The organism is Microbulbifer weihaiensis (assembly GCF_048323715.1).
In the GTDB taxonomy this organism is placed as follows: Bacteria; Pseudomonadota; Gammaproteobacteria; order Pseudomonadales; family Cellvibrionaceae; genus Microbulbifer.
Genome location: NZ_JBLWFL010000006.1, coordinates 152,566 through 170,060, shown reverse-complemented (window position 1 = coordinate 170,060; position 17,495 = coordinate 152,566). Strand labels below are relative to the sequence as shown.

The window sequence follows — 17,495 nt, the reverse complement described above, 5'->3', positions numbered from 1 at the left end:
CGGCGCCTAGACGTACAACCCGGTGTAGCCCGCAAGACTCACTGACTGCTGCGTGGTCGCCGCCTTGTCGGGAGAGCCCAGCTTCAAGTGCTCGATGAAAAGCAGGTTAAACAGTTCGTAATCCGCCTGCTCATTATCCGCATTGATTGCGTAAAAGAAGCCCGTGCGGTCTGCCGGAAACAGGCAGAGCTGTGCCCTGAACGCAAAGGTGGTCCCGGAACAAGAGGAATCCGGGCGACAGGAGCTCCAGACTATACCCGCAAGACCCTGGCCAGACTGCAATGCAGAGACCTTCGTGTGCAGGACTGCATCGCCTGAAAATGCAATCGGCGCAGCCAGAAAATTCAGGAAGAAAGCGGTAAAACTGCTTTTATACATGTAAATCCTGTTCATGCAAAAAGCATTCATCGGTCACCGCGGCAACGCACAAGGGTTGCCTCTCAACACCTTGCTGTGCAATCTCTGGCCCAGCGAACCAGGCCTAAAGCCTGCGCAGCATAATATCCACGGTTTGTCCGTGGTACTCGGTGGTTCGAATGGTTTCCCAGCCCAGGCGTTCGTAATATTCGCGTGTCCTAGGGGTAAAGAGGTAGAGCTGTGGAATCCCGTTGGATGCACAGTAAGCCAGCAGTTTCTCGATAAGCTTCCGGCCCACGCCCATACTGCGGCACTCAGGCTTTACATAAAAATTCGCCAGCCACGGGCCCCAGGGTTCTTCAATATCCATATCCCTGGGTAAAACACTGATGGAGCCCAGCAGCGCCTGATTTTCGACAGCGATAAACGTTGCGGGAACTGAATCCGAACCGAGGCAATTCGCCAGTTCTGCCTTGAAGTCTTCCCGGGATTCATCCGGGTAAAGGTCGCTCCACTCTTCGTAATGCCAACGCGACAAGAGATCGATCATGCCTGGCATCTCGGACAGATTCACCACGTCCATAAAACTCGACTACCCACTTTCAGTATCTGTGTTGCAAACACTATTTGCGCGCAGGACGCCATCGGTACTGCTTACTATGTTTTCCAATCAGCTGAACTTTTCAGTCTGATTTTCACCAAGGCCGGGAAAGTATCAAATATGAACAACCGGAGCCATTATTTATGACTCTGTCATGCCGAGCAAAAAACAGCCTGCCGAACGGGAACGCCATGGCCAGAGGAGCCTTGGACTGTGATATGGCGCAACAAATAACGCCGCAGCTTCTCTATACTCGCGGCCTTATTGCCACCCACATACGAGGTATCTATGAAATTGCTCCGTTTTGCCCTCCCCCTTCTGGCGGCCGTTATCAGCGCACCATCACTGGCAAGCAGCAACAATGGGTTCGGAATCGGTGTTGCCTACGATCTGGGCGCCGGTGTGACCGCACAATTTCGCGGAACCTCAATCTTCCTGAACAGCGACGCAGTTGCGGTGGATATGCGACTGCAGAACTTCCGCAATGATCGCGGCACCCTGTTTGCGTATATCGACGCGGGTGGCTTCTATGATGATGGCGGTCGTGACGACTACGATGACCGAGCCGGCGTACGCCTGCCGATAGGCCTGACCTTCCGAATTGCACCGAGCGTGCAGGCCTACATCCAGGCCGTGCCCAACTTTGCCTTCAGTGATAACGAGCGCAAAGAAGGCTTTGAAGTCGATGGCGCCCTGGGCGTTCGCCTGCGCTTCTGAGAACCGCAAATAGTACCGGCGCCGCGAATTCCAGCGGCGCCGGCGTTCAATTACGATGACGTTCCTCAGGCCGATGCAGCGGAAACGCAGTTACCCCGTTATGAACGACTGAAGGTCCCCTGCTGAGCAACCATCGCTTCGAAAGGTCTCAGGATTTCATCAATCTTCCCTTCCGGCTCCAGTTTCCGCATCGCCATCACAATACTTTCGATCGTAGACAGACTGTTCTCGAGCGAGGAATGCCGAATCTGGTAGTTGGAACTCAATTCGCCCTCGAAGCTGACCCGAGGCAACTGCTGCAACACAGGATGCAGATGCAGCATCTTCTTGGACTTGCGCCAGGTCGCATCAATCACCACTAGCTGCTCCAGCATCTCAGCCTGTGGGGTACCGGGCTCGACGGGCTCCGCTTCCGGCAGCCAGCTCAGCGACGGATACAGCAGGGCCGACCTGGGCTTCAGCAACAGCGTCAGCTCCGCGTCGGAAAAGTGCTCTGCCACAATCAATTCACTGTTATCCAGGCACAAATGCGCCATGCGCCCGGTGTTGAACGGGTGCTTCTGCTCCAGGGGGTGCTGTATGATCAGCACCTTGATTCGACTGGGGATGTGAACCAGCGCGCTGCAATAGCAGACCTTGAGCGGGCGTTGGCAGGTTGGGCAGGTTTCGCGTGGCATTGAGAGATATGGATCCGGATAATTCGACTGATACTTTTACTGCCCAGTGGCTCACTGACGCGGAAATGCCGCTAGCCAACAAATTCTACCGCAGCCACAAATTCCGCGGCAAAGCGCGGCGGCATGATCCCTGTATGGTAATTCGCGACGGGCAGAACCAGATTATCGCCTGTGGCTCGCTGCGCAAACTGACAGACAGCCAGTTGCTGGCCGGAGTGGCCGTCGCTGAGGGCTACCGTGGGCGCGGTGTGGCGCGGCTGTTACTGGCGCGCATGGCGGAAGCCTATGACGACAGTACCTTCACCTTCCCCTACCGGCACCTGGTACCATTTTACGAGTCTCTGGGCTATACAGAAGTAGCTGAAGCCGGCCTGCCTTCAGCCATTATCGATCGCTTCCATACCTACCAGAAGCAGGGGCGCGATATTGTGCTGATGCGTTATCAGGCTGCCGGCTAGCCATTACCGATTAGAGTTACCGTTGTGGCTGCTGATGATGGCCCGACCGCCATCGCCCATGCTCCACCCCTGCCGCGATCAAAGGCAAATACTTTGGAGGCCCCATGCAAGCCTTTCCCCATCATTACAAGGTCACTGCAAGTGCGTCGGCCGAAAGCAACATTACCCTGACCACGGAAGGTGTCGACTCCCTGCTCTCCGCACCCCCGGCCCAGTTTGGCGGCCCCGGTGATCACTGGTCGCCGGAAGATCTCCTGGTCGCCGCGGTGGCGGACTGTTTTATCCTGACGTTCCGCGCCATTGCCAAGTTCAACGGCCTCGATTGGACAGCGCTGGAATGCAGCGCGACCGGCACGCTGGACAAGGATGGGCGCAAGACCTGCTTCACGGCGTTTGAAGTAAGCGCGAAACTGGAAGTCCCCGAGGGAACGGATGCAGAGAAGGCGCACAAGCTGTTAGAAAAATCTGAGGAAAGCTGTCTGGTGACCAACTCGCTCAAGGCCGAGGTTACTCTGATAGCAGAGGTCACGATTAAACCGCATCCCTAGAACGGCCACATACTGACTTTCCGTTATGTTCTGTCGAGTGGCGAAGCTTCGCGGATGTATATTCTTCGACAGCAGCCACACATAGCAACGCATGCCCGCGCATTTAAAAGGTCAGCACTACACAATAAATTGCCAGAGCAAAGGAAAAAACATGGAAATCAACCCGTATAGTGCGCCAACCGCAGATCTGAATGTCGCTGCCACAACCTCTGATGACCTCATATCCGATAATTTTCGACGCTTCAGTGCGTGGTGGGTATTCCTGCTTTCCATTGTGACCCTGAGAATCTATACGGTGTACTGGATCATTATTAACGCCCGTACCCTCAACAGAATTCAAAGTAACCCCATCGCGCCAATATGGCTCCTATTGATGGTTATATTCCTGGCATCCAGTTACGTATTGGAATATGCCTTCCCCCAAATGGAATGGGCGATAGCCGCGACAAATATTGCCTACCTGGTGACTTTGCTCACGAGCCTCTTCAAAGTTAAAAACCGCCTGCAAGACTTGATGACTGAGAGTACTAGCTCCCCGTCAAACTTAAGTTCAGTTTTAACGTTCCTGTTTGACGCCATCTATTTGCAATACAAAATCAACGAGCATATTGACCACAACCGCCCCACGGTGGACAAATAAGCAAGCGAATTACCATTCGCCATATCCGATTAACCAGTGGCGACTTGAGCTAGACTTCCTGTGGTAATATTTCGGGCCATTCTCACCATCGGAGGAGCGCTCGGTGAATATCAGCATTGCGAACCGGGCAAGATTGGCATTTGCGTTGACTGTGCTGATAGCGATCCTGGCCGGCACGATCTGGTTCTACAACACGTCTGGTCGGTTTACGACATACCAGATTCTCACCGAAGATTCGGTGTCCGGGTTAATCGCCGGCGCTCCGGTAGAATTCCACGGCGTCGATGTAGGCAGGGTAACGGAGGTGGCACTCACCGGCCCCAGCTCCGTGCGCATCCTGCTGGAAGTCGAAAACAATGCCCCTGTTACCAAAGCCACCGTTGCGACCATCACCGCACGCGGCCTCGCCACCCGTGGGTTCACCGGCTATGTGTATATCCTGCTGGATAATGTCGGCACGGATCAGGCTCCGCTGACAGCCGCTGCAGGAACCCGCTATCCCCAGATACCCAGCACGGCGTCCCGCTCAGTGAATCTCGATACCGCCATAAGCCAGGTGAACGAGAACGTACAATCGCTGACCGAACTGCTGCGTACCATGCTGGATGAAGACACCATCGCTTCCTTCAAGCTCGCCGTAGGCAATTTGCAGGAAGTCACCCATATGCTGGCCGACAATCAGCAGAGACTCAGTGCGATTATTGCGAATACAGAACAGGCGAGCGGCAGGCTCGGGCCCTTGCTGGATTCGAGCAGCGACACCGTCGATGCATTGCAGCAGGTCAGCCACATGCTCGCGGGCAACCAAGACAGGCTGAACTCGATTATCGCCAACACCGAACAGGCGAGCGTTCGGCTGGGGCCATTGCTGGATTCAAGCAGGGACTCCGTCAACGCACTGCAACTCCAGGTGCTGCCTGAGGCCTACCGAACCATGAGCACCCTCAACCGACTCAGCCACTCCATGAACCGGTTGACGGACAAGATCGATCGCAACCCGGCGGTCCTCCTGCGCGGCAGTGCCCCGCCGCCGCTTGGCCCGGGCGAAACAGAATGATTGCGGGACGTTATACGCGGATGCGCGCTTACATCTTGCGAGCCAGAGTACTGGTGGCGGCATTTGTCGTGGTGCTGATTTCAGGCTGCTCTTTGTTTTCGCCGCTGGAAACCGAAATGCGGGTGGCCGTGATCGACCAGCTGCCACCCGAAGGCCCCCGGCGAGAACCCCGCGCAGCTACGCTGCTGGTACTGCCACCGAGCATAAATCCGGTTTACGACACAACGCGTATCGCCTACCGCACCCGGCCCCACCAGGTCGACTATTTCAGCCTGCACGAATGGGGTGCGACCCCGGCGCAGATGCTGCTTCCGCTTCTGGCGCAGACACTGGAAAACACACACTCTTTCGATACGGTGGTCAGCCCACCCTACTTCGGCCCATACCGCTATGCCCTGCGCACCGAAATCCTCGAGCTCACGCAGGACTTCACTTCCGATCCGGCCACACTCCATCTTTCCCTACGCGTGCAGTTAATCGACGGAGGTTCCAACCGGGTAATTGCGAGCAGGGGCATATACCTGCACGAGCCGATGCTGGAGAAGAACCCGTACGCAGGTGTGGTCGCAGCAAACGGAGCTACGGCGCTAGCCCTCCAGCAAATCGCCGGATTTGTAATCGAACACGTGAAATAGATAGTGGTTCTAGCGGGTTGCGCGGGGCCACATATTTTTCAGGGTGCTGTCCCGTGAAATGAAGTGGTGTTTCAACGCCGCCCCGGCGTGCAACACAATCAAGCCGATCAGTACATAGCCCAGCCACTCGTGTACGTCGACCAGCATCTGGAACTGATAGTCATTGTGGGCGATGAGATCTGGCAGCCTCACCCCAAAGAAAAACACCGGAATACTCGCCGCAGAAGACATCAGCCATCCGCTGATCGGCAAGGCAAACATCAGACCGTAAAAGCACAGGTGTACAAAACGCGCCGCGACCTTCTGCCAGTCCGGCAAATCCCCCACCAGCTCCGGTAATACGTTGCCAACACGCCACGCCAGCCGAACCATGGCCAGCGCCAAGGCCAAAATGCCGCACTCTTTGTGCAGGACAATCAGCCCGAGTTTTTCCTTGTCAAAACCCACATCGGGCAGACTGGTCATATACAACCCCAGCGCGATAAGACCAATGAGCAACATCGCCATCAGCCAGTGGAGCGCAATGGCCACGGTACCGTAGCACTGCCTGGTGTTTATCAGCATTCTCGTTAGCCACACTAATAAATCGTTGTTGACAATGATTTTATTCGCTGATGGAGGGAGAGGGAAATATCAGGGAGATGGACAAAGAATCGCGCCAAGAGCGTATTACGAATTGCACGAGAACAGTGCGGCCAATACCACATCACCGATTATTCAGATGCCAGATCAGTGCAATCCACCTCATACTCATGAGGCTGATCAGGCAACAGAGCCACAACGACCTTTAATTCAGAAAAAACTGCCGGATTGAGCTGGCAGCCCAGCCTCACCAATGACTCATCAGCTTTGAACCTCATCTCAAGGCCTTGCCGCTTCTTTTTTTCCACGAGTAACGTACCTAGAAAATTGATGAAACCGGATCGGACATCAAACGTTATCGATTCCCCCTCCCCAATATGCAAAGTCCCATGCCTAAACCTTATCGATTCATGAAAATCAACATGATCGACTCTATATTTCCCGGGAGAAATCGCAAAAATATACTTCTCAACTCTCCAGTGCGTGAGCCCGTCAGGCCCCTCAACCGCCAACCAAACCGGGTCATCATCTCGATATCCGCTAACTTCGATATCGAAAAGAATATAGGTTTCCTCTGCGGCCAGGATACCCGGCAAAGATAATAATGCGGCCAGAACTACTGCTGTCCCTTTCATAGGGCCTCCGCACGGAGAAATTGGGAAATGCTTAGGATGCGGCCGCACGCTTACACACTAACGCACGGGCAGCCACGCCGGCAATCCGATATGGCGCTTTACAAGAATACTTTTGGGCTAAACATGCCATGGAAGCCCTGCGGAATATGGAAGTCGAGCTTGATGGTGGCGACGGGTTCTTCAAAACGCCGGCTGTCAATCACGACCACTTCAGACTTGTCGGTATTGCCATTGTAGACATAGCACAGGCAGTAGAAATCGTCCTCCGCGTCGGTGTCCGGCTTCGCCACCATTAGTGGTTCACCATTGAAGCGGTAGCTGCCGAAGTCATGGACTTCCACCTTTCCGGTATTGCGGTCGATTTTCTGTATCGCGTTGAAGTAGGTCTTGGGGCCTTCTCCGGTATACCCTGTGGCCAGAGCGTAGCGGTTTTCCGAGGTGGTGCGGGTCCAGTCCCACTGGGGAAATTCGCCTTCCAGCGCGCCGTCAATGTATTCGCTCTGGAAGCGCCGGCTCTTCAGGTTGATGACACAGCGCTTGTAGCGGGCGGCGCCGGAGCGGAAATTCACATCTTCAGAGAACAGATCCAGGGGTTCGATCTTGTGATCCGGGGTGGCGAAGCCGCCCTCCTTCGTCTCCATCAGGTCGAAGTGGATTTCCCCATTTTTTTCATAGGCATTGCCGAAGTGCAGGCAGGCAATGGGATCGATCTCGATGGTATCGACCAGCGTCAGGCTGTGCAGGTCGACAATGAGGATCTTGTTGGTGAGCTGCTTGTCGTACAGCATCAGGTCGGCAAACGACCCATTCTTCAGCATGGTCATCAGGATATTGCCCTGCATGGACACCGACGACTGGATAAAAATGGCGTAGTTCTCCGTCATCGCAAAGTCGTGCAGCAACGGCATATGATCCAGCGCGAAGCGGGCACGGCCCACCATGTGCCCGCTCGGGTCGATTTTATACAGCTCAAAACCCGGTTTTATCCCGCCCCAGCCGATATCGAAGCACAGGCCAAAGTTGTAATAGTAACCGGTTTTCGGGTTGATCTTGCCATGCGCGCTGAACACATTGGTCTTTGTGAGGCTGTCGTCGTAGTTGAACTCGCCGTAGGTTTCGAGGGTGGCGGGGTCGACGGCGAACGGTCGCCCACCCTCGTTCAGGGCCAGGAACTTGCCGCCGTGGAGGATCAGGCCGGTATTGGCCGGGTTGGCAGGCGGCGCGAAGCGTTTGAAAAAATTGCCCTTCGGCGCGCCGCCAAAGCCCCGGTACAGAAACTTACCGGCTTCGGTTTCATCCACGTATTTGGGCGTGCGGATAAATCGATTGGAGAAGTGCACCTTGCCCCCGGTGAAGGTGGTGCGCGCGATCATGCCATCGCCATCGAACCAGTGCCCGACTACCTCGCCCCCAAGTTTCAGGCGACCAGGGCCGTTGCGGAAGAAGGTACCGGTGAGGTCACCGGGCACCTTCCCCTCGATGTCAGTCACCCAGTAGTCGTACTCGTTTTCCTGCGCCTCAAAATTACCCTTGATCGTTGGGGCCTGCAGGTTTTCCCGGGTGATTTCTGCAATGGTCATAATGCTCTCCATTTATTCCACACGCGACTCGCGACTTATCCTGATGCTTAATTGAAGCTGCGGCGCAGAGTAAGTCCGTAGCTGGCTCTAGGCGCTACAACACCGGCGTAGCCACCAATGGTGGGAATGTCGATGCCCATCAGGAAGTATTCCTCATCCAGCAGGTTTTTACCCCACGCTACCACCTCCCAGCTGCGGTCGAGGTTGCTCAGGGTCAGGCGCAGGTTGACCAGATCCACCGAATCATTGAACAGGTTGCGGTCCAGATCCTGGTCGAGATAGTGACTGTCCACGAAGTTATGCTCGAGGCGGGCGATCACCTGCAGGTCTGAAGACAGGGGCTGCTCGTACTGGGCAAAGGAGCTGTAAGTCCACTCCGGTGCATTATCCAGGGTTTGCCCGGCCAGGTCGGCCACGCAGGGCGCGGTGGGGTTGGCCAGCGACCAGAACAGGGAATCCATGGCAGTACACTGGCCATTGTCGAACTCCTTGTACTCCGCCTTGTTGTAGCCAATCGCCGTACCCAGGGTGAGGGACTCACTGGCAGCGAACAGGATGTCCATTTCCGACCCGTAGCTTTCCAGCGCACCGGCATTGGTGACGGTGGTGCTTGCACCGTCGAAGGCCTGCGCCTGGAAGTTGTCATAGTCAACGAAGTAGAAGGTGCCGTTGAAAGTCAGGCGGTTGTTCAGCAGCGCGCTCTTCCAGCCCAGCTCATAGCTGGTCGCCTCCTCTTCATCGAACTCGCCGGCGCTGTCATTGCCACCGTTGATTCGGCCGAACACCTGCACGGGCACGCGCCGCTGGTCAAAACCGCCGGACTTGAACCCCTTGCTCACGCTGGCATACGCCATCAGGTCATCGTTGATGAAATAACGCAGGTTGAACGACGGCGAGACGTTGCTGTCGCTGCGCTTCTGGTCAAAGTCGACGTCAGCCCCGGCAATAGGTGCCAGATCAAACGGCAGATACTGGAACGGGGGCAGCGACTCCGGTGGCAGACCCGGAACTGGCGTGCGCAGGGTACGCTGGGAGCCGGTGCGTTCCTTGGTTTCCTGGGTTACACGCAAGCCAAGGGTCGCACTCAGCTGGTCGCTGAGGTTCCACGCCACCTGACCGAAAATCGCGACGGCACTGGTGGAAAACTCGTTCACATCAATATTCTGCGAACGGCTGCCGAGGATCGCAGAAAGCGGCGGCAAGCCCGTTTGCAGCGGGGGCGAATTGAGCAGGATCGTCTCGTTCATGCCCAGGCTGCCTTCGGTTTCGAAGTCGGAGTAGTAACCGTACAGGCCCACCTGATAGTCCAGCGTGTTACTGCCCAGCGAGGCTACCCGCAGCTCGGTGGAAAACTGCTTCAGGTCCTCTTCGGTGGTTGCCGCCGAGGCCGCATCGTAGGCGGTGAAGTCGCCATCGTAACTGCTGTTGGACGAGTAAGTCCTGACGGCATTGATAAAGGTGACGCTGTGGGAATCCGGAGCCTGGTAGTTCCACTCGGCAGATATTCCCCCTACTTCGACCTCATTGCCCAGCTCGTCATTGAACCAGTAATCATCGCCAAAGGGGTCGGCCTGCGGTGGCGCGCCAATGCTGCCCGGCGCCGTTTCCAGCGCAGCGTAAGGCAGCCCCGGCAGCATGGCCGAGGGGTTGTTGGTCATTGGGGTGCCGATCATGATCGGCGATACGCCGTTGTAATCGATCACCGCCATTGCGCAACAGTCGGTGTTTTCCTTGGAGAAATCCGCATTGATGAGCAATTCGCTGTCTTCGAAATTGAACAGGAAGCGGGTTTTCAGCCCCCACTTATCCGCATCGTTGACCCCTTCACCGGTGTAGGCGTTGGTATACAGGTGGTCGCCGTTGATCGCGAACGCGCTCATGCGCATGGCGTTGCCAGAATCGCCGAGCGGCAGGTTCACCATCGAGCGCAGCTCTTTGCGGTTATTGTTGTCAAAGGCCAGGTCCGCTTCGGCGGCAAACTCCGCAGACGGCCTGGAAGTAATCACATTAATGGCACCGGCCGCAGTGTTCTTGCCGTACAGGGTACCCTGGGGGCCCCTGAGCACTTCCACCCGCTCGATATCCACCAGCTCGCTAATATTCATGCCGGCGCGGCCCTGGTACACGCCATCAATGAAAACCCCGACGCTGGGGTCAATACCGGCATTGGAGCCCGCGGAGCCGATACCGCGTATACGCAGGGATGTGGTTCTGGAATCCGGGCCGGACTGGATTTTCAGGCCCGGGGTGTATTGCTCCAGCGCGTTAAAATTTGTCTCGCCGGAATCCCTGAAGAAGTTTTTGTCGAAGGCGGCGATGGATATCGGCACTTCCTGGATGCTTTCTTCGCGCTTGGTGGCGGTAACAGTGATGTGCTCGATGCTTCTCTCCGCATCGAATTGGGTGTTTTGTGCAATCGCGGAGGCTATAGGGTTGGCGAGCAGGACACAGCTGATCGGTGCAACGTATCGCTTCATTATTGTCATTCCTTCGAGGCAAGTGGCTATTTATAGTTATCGCGGGTAAGTCCCTGAACCCCGCTTACTCTCATCAGGTGCCGCAATGCAGGCAGCATCACCTGCCAACAATAACAAAGACGAAAAACACTAACAAACAATTCTGACTGTTTTTTATTGATGCCATTCCCCGCATCCAGATAAGACTACATCCGATGGGAGGATGCACTCGACCCACGCGTGCTACCGGTGTTTGACGCGTTGACAGTGCAGTCCCGCGCCATGGGGAATATCGACGGCACACGGGCTGCGAATAATCCCAGCGGGAACGTGGCTAATTGCGCGTCATAGCGCACAAACACATTGTCATACCCATAATCACGGTTATGCCGTAGCGTCAAAGCCCTCGGTCAGTACGCACAAGCCGTCAGCGGGCTTCACGTGCGGCCCTCCCGCTACTTCACGATAGCGTTGCGGATCGGTTGCCCCGGGAAGACCTTCTGTACCTTGGAGTCGTTCACCACTACGGTGCCATTGACGATCACATAGGGAATCCCCGTGGACGGAAGAGAGTTCTTACCCGGTGCCCAGTCCGCGTTGTCTGTGACCTTCTGCGGGTCAAAGATCGTGATATCGGCAACGGCACCTTCCTGGATCCGTCCCCGCTTGCGCATATCGGGCACCATAGGCTCCAACCACTTGGCCTGGTGATAGGAGAGCTTTGCTATCGCCTCCATCATCGGGACAATATTTTTCTCCCGGTTGAGGCGCAACACACGCGCATGCGTACCTGCGGCGCGAGGGTGTGCACTGCCCTGCCCGTAGGGCGTGTCCCAGGAGATTGGCTCGCTACCTGTCGCCACAAAAGGCATATTGTCACTGCCCACCCATAAGCCAGGTTCCCGGAATGACGCCATCATCTGCTCATCGGTCATGCTGTAGAAAATGATCTGTGTGTCCGGGGCTTCCTTGCGTAATTTGGCCATATCTTCCGTGGTCAGTGGCTTTTGCGTTGCGATATTGATGATCTTGCTGACATCCATTCCTATACGATCCTCGAAGCCCTCGGCAAGGTAGTCCGCTCCGACGATCGATGACGCGAAGGTATAAGGGTAAAATTCTGCGGCAACATTCAGTCCAATCTCCCGCGCTGCCCGCAGGAGCTCGATACATGGCGTTGTTTTACCGAGGCAGTTGCTCGGAAGGTGGTGCATCAGGAATGGCACCTTGTTGATCGAGGCAACCGTGAGCATTTCCTCCAGACCGATATAGCCGCTCGGCGGTACCTGGGAGAGATAGCGAACATGGGAGGTAATGAACTGATTGTACTTGCGGGCGAGTGCTGCCGCTTGCATCACGTCGTCGGCGCCGACCACGGTGTAGTAACCGATGGGGAAACCGATGCCGAGGCCACCCTGCTTCAGCCCGTCCTCGATCTTGTCGAGGATCTCCTTCTTCTGTGCGCTGTTAACCGGTTTCGTATTCCATTCGCTGCCTCCATCATGTATGGCCTCTTTCAGGAAACCGGAATACAGGATGTCGCCCTTGGGGTCGAGCTTTAGCGGCACACCGAGCCTGATCGCCGCATGACCGACGGACGCGCCATAATTCAGCTGTGATTTCCCCGCTTTCCAGTTGTAGAAATCCTCGACCGGATATGCGCCGATTTCGAGTTCCAGGGCCGTCGTCACCCCGTCGCGGGCCATCAGCTTCATTCCGAAGGCGTCCATACCGTGGAAATGCGTATCAATGAAACCCGGTGCAACGACATGATTCTTTGCGTCAATGACTTCCTTGCCGCTGAGTTTTTCTTGCGAAATCTTGGTGATAATACCGTTCTTGATACCCACGTTTCGGACGGCATCGAGCTTGGTCTCCGGGTCCATCACCCGGCCGTTGTTGATGACAAGGTCGTAGTCAGCGGCCATCAGGGGCGCTGCCAGAACCTGTAACAGGAAGGCTGAAATCAAACGTCTATAAAAGCGATTCATTATCGAATCTCCAGTGTTTAAGTGTCGTCGCCCCCGTCAAAAACCCATGTATTTAATTGATGGTGTTCTTGTAGATCACTCCGTCCTTCATGATCAATACGAAGTTTTTGTCCGGGTCTGCAACGAGGTCGAGATTCTCCAGTGGATTGCCATCCACAAGAAGCAGGTCCGCGAGGGCGCCCTCCTTCACCACGCCGATCTCGCCGGGATACGGGTCGCGTGGCCCGCACAGTTTGACCAATTGGGCGTTATCGTACGTGGCCATCTTGAGGGCCTCGTAGGGTGTGTACCAACGTTTGAGCTTGGCCAGCAGCTTGCCGTGCTTTTTGCCAAGGGCGGGATCAAACAACACGTCGGTGCCGAAGGCCGTCTTGACCCCGTATTTCTTCGCCAGCTTGATCACCTTGTCGGTGCCATCGGTCACCTCGATCCACTTGGCCTCATTGGCGGAACCGGGAGGAAAATAGATGGCATCTTCGTCGTTCAACAGCGGCTGCATGCTGAACCACACGCCCTTATCCGCCATCAATTTCAGCGTTCCCTCTTCCATCAGGAAACCGTGCTCGATCGATATCACGCCGGCCGCAATCGCCTGGCGCACCGCAGCATCCGTATTGACGTGAACCGCCACATAGGTGTTCCAGGTCCTGGCCACATCCACCGCGGCTTTCAGCTCCTCGAAGGTGTACTCCGTCACATCAAGGGGATCGTAGTCGGACGAGACACCGCCACCGGCGGCGAGCTTGATCTGGGTCGCGCCCATGCGCAGATTGCGGCGCACGGCAGTCATCACCTCGGGCACCCCGTCGGCGACCGCCAGCATGTGGTTCTTTTCCAGATAGGTCTCATGCCCCGGTTCGTTGCGCGGGCGGTTGTCCGAATGTCCAGAGCTCTGGCTGATCATGGGGCCGGATGGGTAGATCCGCGGCCCCGGTATCAGCCCCTCGTCGATCGCGCGCTTCACGGCGAAGGAATTGCCACCTACATCACGCACGGTGGTGAAGCCGCGCATCAGATCGTCATGTGCTGACTGGGCAGCGAGCAAGGTGAGGTAGCCGATGTCGGCAGTAAGCAGGACGGGCATCGCCGGCGCATTGAACATCACGTGCCAGTGCATATCCGATAGCCCCGGCATCAGCACCTTGCCGTTGGTATCGATCACCGTTGCCCCCGCCGGCGCGGGGATGGATTTGGCGATCTGGCTGATCTTGTTGCCCTCGACCAGCACACTCATGCCGTCGGCGAGCTTCTCGTTCTCGCCGTCAAAGATGCGTGTGTTGGTAATGAGTACAACGAGCTTCGGTTTGCTTTCCTGAGCCATGGTCGCGGCGCAAAACGTCAAGCTTAAAATCAGCGCCGCCGTGACTGATTGGATCACCTTCATGGCAGATGCCACTCCTTTTTTGCGGCGATGCATGGAGTAAGGAAAGGTAGCGATCACCGCGGCGGATACATCCATGCGCCCCAGTGATATACCCATTACGTTCATCGCCAAGTCACAAGGCTAGTGCATATTTGCGCTATATGAATTCCCCACTGGAAATTGCCAGCACCAGATCAAACTCTTCATATTGATTGTTTTCAATCGAATTAATGCCATAACCTTGATCCGGTTCCATTTATTTTCTCCTGTTATTACAGAGCCCCAATTGCTCTAACTAACGTGAAGGCCTCGTGAGGGCTTCGCGTAGGCGTTTCCTTGCCTCGGCTCAGCTAAGCTTGTCAGGCACCACACGAACTGGACCGAGATACCGATTGAGAATTGTCGTGAAGACCCTGTGTCCGATTCAGGAGGAAATATGTCCTTTTTTGCAAAACTACCGACAGTAGCGTCCACGCTCCTGCTCGCTTTCCCCGCCATGACGTGGTCTCAGGCAATCCGGTTACAGGACCTCGACCCTCTTGCCGAGCAATCAACACAAACAGTGATCTACACGGCCCGTGAATTCATCACCATGGATCCTAAGCGACCGAAAGCCGAAGCCATCGCAGTGCGCGACGGCAAGTTCGTCGCGGTCGGCACCCGTGATGAAGTCAGCGCACAAGTTGGCAAGAACGCGCGCCTCGATAAATCATTCAACGACAAGGTTGTGATGCCAGGCTTTGTCGAGCAACACGTTCACCCGGTTCTCGCGGCTCTGGCGATGAACATGAAGGTCATTTCAATTGAGGACTGGGACACCATCGACGGGTTCTCCCTCGCCGTACGCGACGAAAAGGGTTACCGGGCGCGCCTGAAGAAGGCGCTCGGTGCGCACAAGGACAAGAACAAGCCGTTTATCACCTGGGGTTATCATCACTACTTTCACGGCGAGATGTCGCGTACCTTACTCGACGAGCTGGCACCAGATTTTCCAGTTTTCGTTTGGCACCGGTCGCAGCACGAGTTTTACCTGAATACCGCCGCTCTCGAGCTGACGAGTATCGACGAGGCCTACGTATCCGGTCTCGGGTCGAGCGCCAAGTCGATGATCGATCTAAGCAAGGGGCATTTCTACGAACAAGGGGTGATTGGAATCCTCCCGAAGCTCACCCCTTACCTTGCCTCCACAGAGCAATTCCGGCGCGGACTCGAATACACCGAGGACTATTACCATCGCAACGGCATCACCCTCGCTTGCGAGCCGGGTGGGTTCCTGTCGAAAAAGTTGCAGGATGCGGTCAACGCGGTGTACTCGGATGATGCCACGCCGTTCAACCACTGCTTTATCGGTGACGGCAAGAGCTTCTATGCAATAAAGCCAGACGACCCAAATAGCCTGCTCGCTGAAACACGCAAGGTTGAGAACTGGGGCAGTGGCCGCACCTGGTACCTGCCCCAACAGGTGAAACTCTTCACCGATGGTGCAATTTACAGCCAGTTGATGCAGATGAAAGACGGCTACACCGACGGCCACCATGGTGCCTGGATCATCGACCCCCCGGCATTCGGATTCATGTTCCAGACGTACTGGGACGCCGACTACCAGATCCACGTGCACAATAACGGCGACGCGGGCCTCGATGTATTGCTCGGAGAACTTGAAAAAGCCATGGCGCGCAAGCCACGCAAGGACCACCGTACGGTGCTCGTGCATTTCGGCTTTGCGCAAGCCGACCAGATCAAACGCTGGATAGAACTCGGTGGCATTGTGAGTTCGAATCCCTATTACGTTACGGCGCTCGCCGGGCGCTATGCAAAGCTTGGTATCGGGCCGGAAAGAGCCGCCAACATGGTGCCGCACCAAGACGTTTTGAAAAATGGTGGCTCGCTGTCCTTCCATTCCGACATGCCGATGGCACCGGCCAAACCGATGCAGCTGGTGTGGGCGGCGGTGAATCGCAATACCGCGGAAGGTCCGGTAGCCGGGCCGCAGCACCGGGTTCCACTCGACGACGCACTCAAAGCGATCACCATCGACGCCGCTTACTCAATCCAGATGGAAAAACGGGTCGGCTCCATCGAAGTGGGCAAAGACGCAAACCTGACCGTGCTTATGCAAAGCCCATACGAGGTTGCGCCGGAAAAGCTTAAAGACATCAAGGTGTGGGGCACGATGCTCGAAGGGCGCCTGCAGCCTGTCGGCCCTGCCCCGCGATCGACCGCACCGCAGCCCAAATCTACTACGTCAATCAACGCCGGCGATGAAGCGATTCGGGAGGCGACAATCGATCGACTGGTGGGAGCCATCCTGCACCGGCATGGCGACTGACGCCCAATTGCCCAAGAACCCTCCGCTTACGCCTACTGCCCGGCCAACAGCGGTATACGGCTGTGCTCAACGCTTCCGGCTCTTAGTTACATAGGCGGGGCTGTCGTGACAACCACCCTACCAGCCCTCGAATGCTATCCACGATTTGTTGAATTACATCAGGAATAGTTTTCCTGAGAAAAAACTGAGGCCTTCCTTATGTAAAACCCGACGGTATCAGCGAGAGTTCATTATTACGGCTTCCCGGGCGCCCGCCCCGGGACCGAACTCCTGCGAGGAATTCCGATGAAGCACACGCTCAAGACCATTACCTGTACCGGCGCCCTGCTGGCTGGCTCGCTACTCACCCAGGCCTCTGCATTCGCACAGGAAGGTGCTGAAAACGCCAGGCGAATCGTGGGACTCTGGGACGTCACTATCAGTATTACCAATTGCACCACCGGCCTGCCATTTCCAGTGCCTCCATTCCCAGGGGAGCACAAGTTTGAAGCGGGCGGCACCGGTCAAATAGTCCCGGGCACGAACCCGGCGGCAACGTCAGCACACATGATGGTCTGGAAATACCTGGGAGGCGGTGATTATCAGTGGACCGCCAAGTATTTCCGCTTCGATACGGATCCTACGAATAGCACCCCTGATGGCTCGCGCATTGGCCACACCATCATCCGGAGCGTCGTGAACATCAGCGCGGATGGCACGACCTACCTCGGATTAGGCGAGGTGACAAACTACGACTTGAGCGGTGACGAAGTCGGCATCAAAGTCTGCCCCAAGTTCGAAGGCTCCCGATTCTCAGTCAACGATTGAGGTGTATGCGGGCCTGCCGCCCAGCGGCGGCTCCGTATATTCTGGAGCCCGTCTAATCACAG

General features: G+C 56.1%; 17 protein-coding genes. 8 read left to right on the top strand and 9 right to left on the bottom strand.

The window, feature by feature from the left end:
- Positions 1-6: 6 nt before the first annotated feature.
- Together ACNKU7_RS08935 and ACNKU7_RS08930 are read right to left on the bottom strand one after the other, a co-directional pair.
- Entirely contained in the window at positions 7-378 is a 372-nt protein-coding gene (locus ACNKU7_RS08935) for a hypothetical protein (RefSeq protein WP_418296626.1), read from the bottom strand.
- Positions 379-481: 103 nt separating this feature from the next.
- Positions 482-940: a GNAT family N-acetyltransferase gene (locus ACNKU7_RS08930; RefSeq protein ID WP_418296625.1), complete on the bottom strand. Its 459-nt coding sequence runs from the start codon at positions 938-940 to the stop codon at positions 482-484.
- 306 nt (positions 941-1,246) lie between these two features.
- On the opposite strand from ACNKU7_RS08930, the gene ACNKU7_RS08925 reads away from it, so the two are divergent.
- Positions 1,247-1,675: a hypothetical protein gene (locus ACNKU7_RS08925; RefSeq protein ID WP_418296624.1), complete on the top strand. Its 429-nt coding sequence runs from the start codon at positions 1,247-1,249 to the stop codon at positions 1,673-1,675.
- Between the two features lie 98 nt (positions 1,676-1,773).
- On the opposite strand, the gene ACNKU7_RS08920 is transcribed toward ACNKU7_RS08925, so the two are convergent.
- Complete coding sequence (locus ACNKU7_RS08920) at positions 1,774-2,352, bottom strand: tRNA-uridine aminocarboxypropyltransferase (protein ID WP_418296623.1); 579 nt, start codon at positions 2,350-2,352, stop codon at positions 1,774-1,776.
- Between ACNKU7_RS08920 and ACNKU7_RS08915 the strand changes: the two genes are divergently transcribed.
- From ACNKU7_RS08915 to ACNKU7_RS08895, 5 genes are all read left to right on the top strand, one after another.
- Positions 2,346-2,810, top strand: a complete 465-nt coding sequence (locus ACNKU7_RS08915) for a GNAT family N-acetyltransferase (RefSeq protein WP_418296622.1) — start codon at positions 2,346-2,348, stop codon at positions 2,808-2,810. The two genes, ACNKU7_RS08920 and ACNKU7_RS08915, sit on opposite strands and share 7 nt — an antisense overlap.
- Positions 2,811-2,914: 104 nt before the next feature.
- Positions 2,915-3,358: an OsmC family protein gene (locus ACNKU7_RS08910; RefSeq protein WP_418296621.1), complete on the top strand. Its 444-nt coding sequence runs from the start codon at positions 2,915-2,917 to the stop codon at positions 3,356-3,358.
- A 151-nt stretch (positions 3,359-3,509) separates the two neighbouring features.
- On the top strand, positions 3,510-3,998 hold the full coding sequence (locus ACNKU7_RS08905) for a DUF4234 domain-containing protein (RefSeq protein ID WP_418296620.1): 489 nt from the start codon (positions 3,510-3,512) through the stop codon (positions 3,996-3,998).
- 103 nt (positions 3,999-4,101) lie between these two features.
- Complete coding sequence (locus tag ACNKU7_RS08900) at positions 4,102-5,055, top strand: MlaD family protein (RefSeq protein ID WP_418296619.1); 954 nt, start codon at positions 4,102-4,104, stop codon at positions 5,053-5,055.
- Positions 5,056-5,075: 20 nt separating this feature from the next.
- A complete protein-coding gene (locus tag ACNKU7_RS08895) occupies positions 5,076-5,690 on the top strand; it encodes an ABC-type transport auxiliary lipoprotein family protein (protein ID WP_418296618.1) in 615 nt (204 codons plus the stop codon).
- A 9-nt stretch (positions 5,691-5,699) separates the two neighbouring features.
- On the opposite strand, the gene ACNKU7_RS08890 is transcribed toward ACNKU7_RS08895, so the two are convergent.
- The 6 genes from ACNKU7_RS08890 to ACNKU7_RS08865 all read right to left on the bottom strand — a co-directional run bounded on the left by ACNKU7_RS08890 (position 5,700) and on the right by ACNKU7_RS08865 (position 14,414).
- Complete coding sequence (locus ACNKU7_RS08890) at positions 5,700-6,254, bottom strand: cytochrome b (RefSeq protein ID WP_418296617.1); 555 nt, start codon at positions 6,252-6,254, stop codon at positions 5,700-5,702.
- 149 nt (positions 6,255-6,403) lie between these two features.
- A complete protein-coding gene (locus tag ACNKU7_RS08885) occupies positions 6,404-6,907 on the bottom strand; it encodes a hypothetical protein (protein ID WP_418296616.1) in 504 nt (167 codons plus the stop codon).
- A gap of 98 nt (positions 6,908-7,005) precedes the next feature.
- Complete coding sequence (locus tag ACNKU7_RS08880) at positions 7,006-8,487, bottom strand: carotenoid oxygenase family protein (RefSeq protein ID WP_418296615.1); 1,482 nt, start codon at positions 8,485-8,487, stop codon at positions 7,006-7,008.
- 47 nt (positions 8,488-8,534) lie between these two features.
- Positions 8,535-10,964 carry a TonB-dependent receptor gene (locus tag ACNKU7_RS08875; protein WP_418296614.1) on the bottom strand — a complete coding sequence of 810 codons (2,430 nt, stop codon included), beginning with the start codon at positions 10,962-10,964 and terminating at the stop codon, positions 8,535-8,537.
- A 434-nt stretch (positions 10,965-11,398) separates the two neighbouring features.
- Positions 11,399-12,934 (bottom strand): amidohydrolase family protein, encoded by a 1,536-nt coding sequence (locus ACNKU7_RS08870; RefSeq protein WP_418296613.1) that lies wholly within the window; start codon positions 12,932-12,934, stop codon positions 11,399-11,401.
- Between the two features lie 52 nt (positions 12,935-12,986).
- The gene (locus ACNKU7_RS08865; protein WP_418296612.1) at positions 12,987-14,414 is read right to left on the bottom strand and encodes a metal-dependent hydrolase family protein; all 1,428 of its coding nucleotides are present in this window, start codon (positions 14,412-14,414) and stop codon (positions 12,987-12,989) included.
- 475 nt (positions 14,415-14,889) lie between these two features.
- Here ACNKU7_RS08865 and ACNKU7_RS08860 point away from each other — a divergent pair, with 475 nt between their 5' ends.
- Positions 14,890-16,626, top strand: coding sequence for an amidohydrolase (locus ACNKU7_RS08860; RefSeq protein ID WP_418296611.1), 1,737 nt, complete (start codon positions 14,890-14,892; stop codon positions 16,624-16,626).
- A gap of 285 nt (positions 16,627-16,911) precedes the next feature.
- Positions 16,912-17,433 (top strand): hypothetical protein, encoded by a 522-nt coding sequence (locus ACNKU7_RS08855; RefSeq protein WP_418296610.1) that lies wholly within the window; start codon positions 16,912-16,914, stop codon positions 17,431-17,433.
- Positions 17,434-17,495: the final 62 nt, after the last annotated feature.